The following is a 6978-nucleotide window of genomic DNA, read 5'->3' on the forward strand; positions in this document are numbered from 1 at the left end:
GCTGAGCGAGGCACCGGCCGCCCCCGCAGCCGACGGGTTCGAGGCGTTGGCGCAGTGGCCGGTGACGGGTGCGCAGCCGGTGGACCTGGACGGTTTCTACGAGCGTCTGGACACCATCGGCATCGAGTACGGCCCCGCATTCCAGGGCTTGAGCGAGCTGTGGCGTGACGGCGACACCGCCTATGGCCTGGTCCGCCTGCCCGAGGACGTCTCGACCGACGGCTACGGCATCCACCCCGCACTCCTCGACACCGCCCTGCACACACTCTTCGCCGTACCGGACGGCAACGGCACGGGAGACGACATCGCCCTGCCGTTCCAATGGACCGGGGTCGACCTCCTCACCGGCGCGGGCAGCCTGCTCCACGTCCGGGCCGAGCTCGACGAGACACGCACCGCCGCCCGCATCTGGGTGGCCGACGAGAACGGCGACCCCGTCGCCCGGATCGAGGGACTCCAGGTACGGCAGGCCACGGCGGAACAGATCCGCGCCGCCGCGTCGGTGTCCGTGGACCACCTGTACCGGGTGGACTTCCAGCCGGTCACGGCCGGCCCTCAGGCACAGGACGCCGACCGGCTCGTGATCGACGCACGGAACTGGTCGGGTTCGGTGACGGAGGTCGCCGCGCGTGGACTGGCCGAACTCCAGCAGGCGTTGGCCGGCGACACGGTCGAGATCGTGCTGGTGACCCGTGGCGCGGTCGGCGAGGACGCCACGGACGTGGGCCAGGCGTCGTTGTGGGGTCTGGTGCGGTCGGCACGCAGCGAGCACCCGGAGCGGGTGATCCGCCTGATCGACACCGACACCCAGGACCTGACATCGGCCCTGCGAGTGGCGGACGAACCCGAGCTGACCGTCCGCGCAGGCCAGATACTGGCCGCCCGCCTGGTCCGGACGTCGGCAGACGCCGACGCGCAGACCCGCGGCCTGGATCCTGCCGGCACGGTCCTGATCACGGGCGGCATGGGGGAGTTGGGCCAGGCGTTGGCCCGTCACCTGGTCCAGGAGCACGGTGTGCGCCGTCTGGTGCTGACCTCACGCCGTGGCACGGACGCACCCGGCGCTGCTGAGTTGGTGGGGGAGTTGATCGCCGCCGGTGCCGAGCGTGTCGAGGTCGTCGCCTGCGACGTGGCCGACCGCGCCCAGGTCCGGACCCTGCTCACCGGCGTGGACACCGCCCACCCCTGGACCGGCGTGTTCCACCTTGCCGCCGTCCTCGACGACGGACTCCTCACCGACCAGAACCCCGACCGTCTGACCCGCGTCCTGGCCCCCAAGACCGAGGGTGCGCTGCACCTGCACGACCTCGCCCGCGAACTCGGCCTCGATCTCGCCGCGTTCGTCCTCTACTCCTCCGCCTCCGGCGTCCTCGGCGGCCCCGGCCAGAGCAACTACGCCGCCGCCAACACGGCCTTGGACGCGCTCGCCGCCCTCCGCCGTAGTGAGGGCCTGGCCGCGACCAGCCTCTCCTGGGGCCTGTGGCAGCAGGCCGGGATCGGGCTGACCGCGGAACTCGGGCAGGCGGACGTGGCGCGGATGCGACGCCAGGGCTTCGGCGCGCTGACCCAGCAGCAGGCACTGGCCACGCTGGACGCCGCCCTGCTCCAGCCGCACGCCCACCTCGTCCCGATCAAGCTCGAAACCGCATCGCTGCGCCGCGCCCTGGACGACGGCGAGCAACTCCCGCCCGTCTTCCGCGCCCTGGTCCCCGCCCGCCTGCGCGGCACACGCCGTTCCCCCGGCACCGACTCCGGCCTGCGTGAGCAGTTCGCCGCCCTGCCGCAGGCCGAGCGTCGCGCCGCGGTCACCGAGATGGTGCGCCGCGACGTCGCGGTCGTCCTCGGTATCACGGACCCGCAGGAGATCGGCGACGACCAGCCGCTCAAGGACCTGGGCCTCGACTCGCTGATGGCCGTCGAACTGCGCCGCCGCCTGTCGGCACAGGTACGCGCCGTCCTGCCCGCGGACCTCGCCTTCGCCCACCCCACCCCCGGCGCCCTGGCCGACCACCTCCTCACCCACGTCTTCGACGCCGCACCCGGCACCGGCAACCCCGGCACCGCCGGCGCAGCACCGCTTCCGCTGGAACGCGCCGAACAACGGGACGTGCACCCGGCCACCGAGGGCCAGAGCCGCCTGTGGTTCCTGGAGCAGATGCACCCGGGCACCGCCCGCTACAACGTGGCCCTGCGGATACGGATCGCCCGTCCGCTGGACCGCGACGCGTTCGTCCGGGCCCTGGCCTGGATGGCCGGGCGGCACGAGGCGCTGCGCACCGGCCTTGGCTCCCGAGAGGGCCGGCTCGTCCAGAACGTCCACACCGACGTCACCGTCCCGTTCACGTACGAGGACCTGTCCGGCCTCGGACAGGACGCGGTGGACGACAGGATCCGGCAGGAGGAGCTGCGGCCCTTCGACCTCGCCGGACCGTCCCTGCTGCGCTGTCGCCTGCTCGACACCGGCGCCGACGGCCAGATCCTGTGCCTGACCTTCCACCACTCGGTCACCGACGGCTGGTCCCTGACGGTCTTCCTGCGCGAACTGTACGACGCCTACCGCACGTTCACGGCGGGACAGCGGCCGCAGGCGGCCGAACCCGCGCACCACGTCGGCGACTACGCCCGCTGGGAACAGCGCAGCCTCACGGAGGGGCGGTTCGAGGAGGGGCTGCGGTTCTTCGCCGCCGAACTTCAGGGCTCGCCGATCCTGGAGCTGCCGCCCGGCCCGCAGGCCGTGGCGGAAGGCGCCGAAGGCGGCGACGCGGTCTACTTCACCGTGCCCGCAAAGCTGCGCGGGCAACTGGAGGCGCTCGCCTCCGAAGCGTCCGTGACCCCGTACACCGTCTTCGCCGGGGCGTTCGCCGTGATGCTGGCCCGCTACGCCGGCCAGGACGACTTCACCCTGGGTACGGTCTGGGCCAACCGGCAGCTGCCGGGCACCTCGGACGTGCTGGGCTTCTTCACCAACACGCTGCCCCTGCGCTGCGATCTGAGCGGCGACCCCGTCTTCACCGATCTGCTGGCCGCGATGCAGCCGCGGATCCTGGGGCTGGTCGAGCATCAGAGCGTGCCGCTCACCGAAGTGATGAAGGTCGCCGACACGCCCCGCACCGGCGACGACAACCCGCTGATCCGCGCCGTGTTCAACTACATGGGCGCCGACTTCCCGGCCCTGGGCAGCGGCGAGGACGCCTGGCTCCTGCCGGCCGGCGGCAACGGCGCGGGCAACGTCCGCGGCGCCTCCAAGTTCGCCCTCGGCATGAACCTCGCACCCAGCGGCGACGGACTGTGGGGCGAGCTGGAATACCTCTCCCACACCATGGACCGGGCGTCCGCCGAGCGGATGGTGCGCAACTTCCGCACCCTGCTCGAGTCGCTGGCCGCACAGCCGCGGCGCCGCCTGAGCGAGTTGGATCTGCTGGAGGCGGCCGAGCTGGCCTGGCTGGAGGAGCGCGGCGGCCGGCCCTCGCTCACGGCGGGCCCGGACACCACGACCGCCCTGGACCTGGTGCTGGCCCAGGCGCGCCGCACACCCGACGCGATCGCCCTGGTCTGCGACGGGCGGGAGACGACCTACCGTCAGATGGTGGCGCGGGCCGGGACACTGGCCGCGCGGCTCACCGAGGCCGGTGTGACGGCCGAGGTCCCGGTGGGGGTGCACCTGCCCCGCTCCGCGGACCTGGTCGTCTCGGTGCTCGCCATCTGGATGGCGGGCGGCGCCTACCTGCCCGTCGACCCGCACTACCCGCAGGCACGCGTCGACTACGTGATCCAGGACAGCGGACTGCGGGTCCTCGTCTCCGACCGGCCGGTGGACACCACGGCCCACGTTCTGCTGATCGGCGACATCCCCGACGCCCCCCTCGACGCCGCATGGCCACCGCCGGCCGCCCGTCCCGCGCTCGACGACCTGGGATACGTCATCTACACCTCCGGCTCCACCGGCACTCCCAAGGGCGTCCTGATCGAGCACGGACAATTCGTCAACTTCTGCCGCAGCGTCGACGACCGGATCGGCGGCGGCCCCGGAGACACCTGGCTGGCCGTGACCAGCCCCTCGTTCGACATCTCCACCGTCGAACTGATCTGGACCCTCACCCGCGGCTACCGCGTCGTCATCGCCCAGGGCAGCGTCGGCGAATGGCCCGGCTACCGCTCCTTCGCACCCACCCACCTGCAGTGCACCCCGTCGCTGGCCAGAATGCTGCTGGCCGACGCCGACGGCCGGGCCCTGCTCGGCGGCCTGGACCGCATGATCGTCGGCGGCGAGGCGCTGGACCGGCCGCTCGCGAAGAAACTGCTGCGCACCGTACGCGGCTCGGTGACCAACATCTACGGCCCCTCCGAATGCACCGTGTGGTCCACCACCTGGAACGTCGAACCGGGCGAGGTCTCCCTCGGCGACGCCGTCCTGGGCACCGGCCTGTACGTCCTCGACAGCCACGGCGCACGGATGCCCCGCGGCAGCCGCGGCGAACTGTGGATCAGCGGCCGGGCCGTGACCCGCGGCTACCTCGGCCGGCCGGAACTGACCGCAGAACGCTATGTGCCCGACCCGTTCCACCCCGGCGCCCGCATGTACCGCACCGGCGACCTGGTGCGCTACCGCGAGGACGGCAGCCTCGAGTACTGCGGCCGCATCGACAACCAGATCAAGCTGTACGGACACCGCATCGAACTCGGCGAGATCGAAGCCGTCGCGGGCGAACACGACTGCGTCGTCGAATGCGCCGCCGTCGTACGCCAGGACACCGATAACGACCCCCGGCTGTTCCTGTACTGGACGGGCCGGCCCGCCGAAGAGGACCTCGTACGCGCCTACATCTCCGAACGGGTCCCCGCCTACATGGTGCCCTCCCGGCTGGTACGCCTGGACGAACTGCCGCACACCCCCAACAAGAAGGTCGACCGCGGTGCGCTGCTCCGGATGCCCGCACCGCGGGCCGCCGGCACGGCACCGGCCCCCTCCGACACCGCACCCGCCGCGCCCGCCCCCCTCGGCGACAGCGTCGAGCAACTGGTGCGACGCGCCTGGGCGCAGGTGCTGGACCGTCCACGGATCGAAACCGACCGCGGCTTCTTCGAGCTGGGCGGCAACTCGATGACCGCCCTGCAGGCCCACAAGGTCATCTGCGAAGGACTCGGCCGCGAATTCCCCCTGTCCGCGGTCTTCCGCTACCCCACCGTCCGGCAGCTCGCCGCGTTCCTGCGCGGCGACCACGACACCACCCGGACCGCCCGCGGCCCGCGGCCCGCACCGCCGCGCCGCACCGACGACGACGCGATCGCCATCGTCGGCATGTCCTGCCGGCTGCCCGGCGCACCGGACATCACCACCTACTGGAACAACCTCCGCAACGGCACCGAGTCGATCACCCGGTTCTCCGAGACCGAACTGCGCGCCGCCGGCGTCCCCGACACCCTGCTGCGCGACCCGAACTACGTACGGGCCAAGGGCCACGTGGAGAACGCGGACCTCTTCGACGCCACGTTCTTCGACTACTCGCCCGCCGAGGCCGAGACGATGGACCCGCAGCACCGCCTCTTCCTCGAATGCGCCTGGGAAGCCCTGGAACACGCGGGCCTGGTCCCGCAGACCTACGACGGCAGCATCGGAGTCTTCGGCGGATCGGGCTTCGGCGGCTACGGTGGCGAGGAAGTCAACGACATGTCGTCGTTCTTCCGCACCATGATCGGCACCAAGAACGACTACTTCGCCACCCGCGTCGCCCACAAGCTCAACCTCCGCGGCCCCGCCCTGTCGGTGCAGACCGCCTGCTCGACCGGCCTGGTCGCCGCCCACCTGGCCCGCGAAAGCCTGCTGCGCGGCGAGTCCGACGTCGCCCTCGTCGGCGCCTCGTCACTGACCGTCCCCCTCAAACAGGGCTACATGTACCAGCAGGGCCTGGTGCTCTCCGCGGACGGCAAGTGCCGCGCCTTCGACGAGAAGGGCGGCGGCACCGTCTTCGGCAGCGGCGTCGGCGTCGTGGTCCTGCGCCGCCTGTCCGACGCCCTCGCCGCCGGCGACACCGTCTACGCCGTGATCCGCGGCAGCGCCGTCAACAACGACGGCGCCGACAAGGTCGGCTTCACCGCGCCGAGCGTCGAGGGCCAGGCACAGGTCATCGCCGCCGCCCACGCCGCGGCCGGTCTCACCCCCGCCGACATCGGGCTCATCGAAGCCCACGGCACCGCGACCGCGCTGGGCGACCCCATCGAAGTACAGGCCTTGCAGCAGGTGTTCGCCGCAGACGACCGCGACGAGCCGTGCGCCCTCGGCTCCGTGAAGACCAACATCGGCCACACCGACGTCACCGCGGGACTCGCCGGCCTCATCAAGGCCGCCCTGTGCCTGCACCACGCCGAACTCGTGCCCAGCCTCAACTTCGAACGCCCCAACCCCGAGATGGGCCTCGACCCCGCCCTCTTCCACGTCAACACCGAACTGCGCCCGTGGCAGCAGGACACCCCCCGCCGCGCCGGCGTCTCCTCCTTCGGCATCGGCGGCACCAACGCCCACGTCGTCCTCGAACAGGCCCCGCCGCGCCACCCGCACGAAACCCCCCGCACCCACGGCGCACAGCCTGCCCCCCTGCCCGTCGTCCTCTCCGCACGCAACGACACGGCACTGCGCGAGCAGGCCGGACGCTGGGCCGACTGGCTCAGGGCCCACCCCGACACGCCCCTGCGGGACATCGCCGCCACCGCCGCCACCCGCCGCGCCCACTTCACCGAACGGGCCGTCGTCATGGCCGGCACCACCACCGACGCGGCGGAAGCCCTCACCGCCCTCGCCGGACACCGCTCCCACCGCGCCCTGATCCAGGGCTCGGCGGGGGAGCGGGGCCAGGTCGTGTTCGTCTTCCCCGGTCAGGGCAGCGAGTGGGCGGGGATGGGGCGTGAACTGCTGGAGCAGTCGCAGGCGTTCGCGGACGCGGTGCGTGAGTGCGATGAGGCGCTGGCGCCGTATCTGGACCG

General features: G+C 72.3%; 1 protein-coding gene. It reads left to right on the forward strand.

Annotated elements, in window-relative coordinates:
• Positions 1 to 6978: amino acid adenylation domain-containing protein (locus ACTMTU_RS35870; protein WP_441267618.1), on the forward strand; the 6978-nt coding region annotated here is incomplete at both ends.

The sequence above is a fragment of the Streptomyces sp. OZ13 genome (assembly GCF_052068155.1).
Lineage (GTDB): Bacteria > Actinomycetota > Actinomycetes > Streptomycetales > Streptomycetaceae > Streptomyces.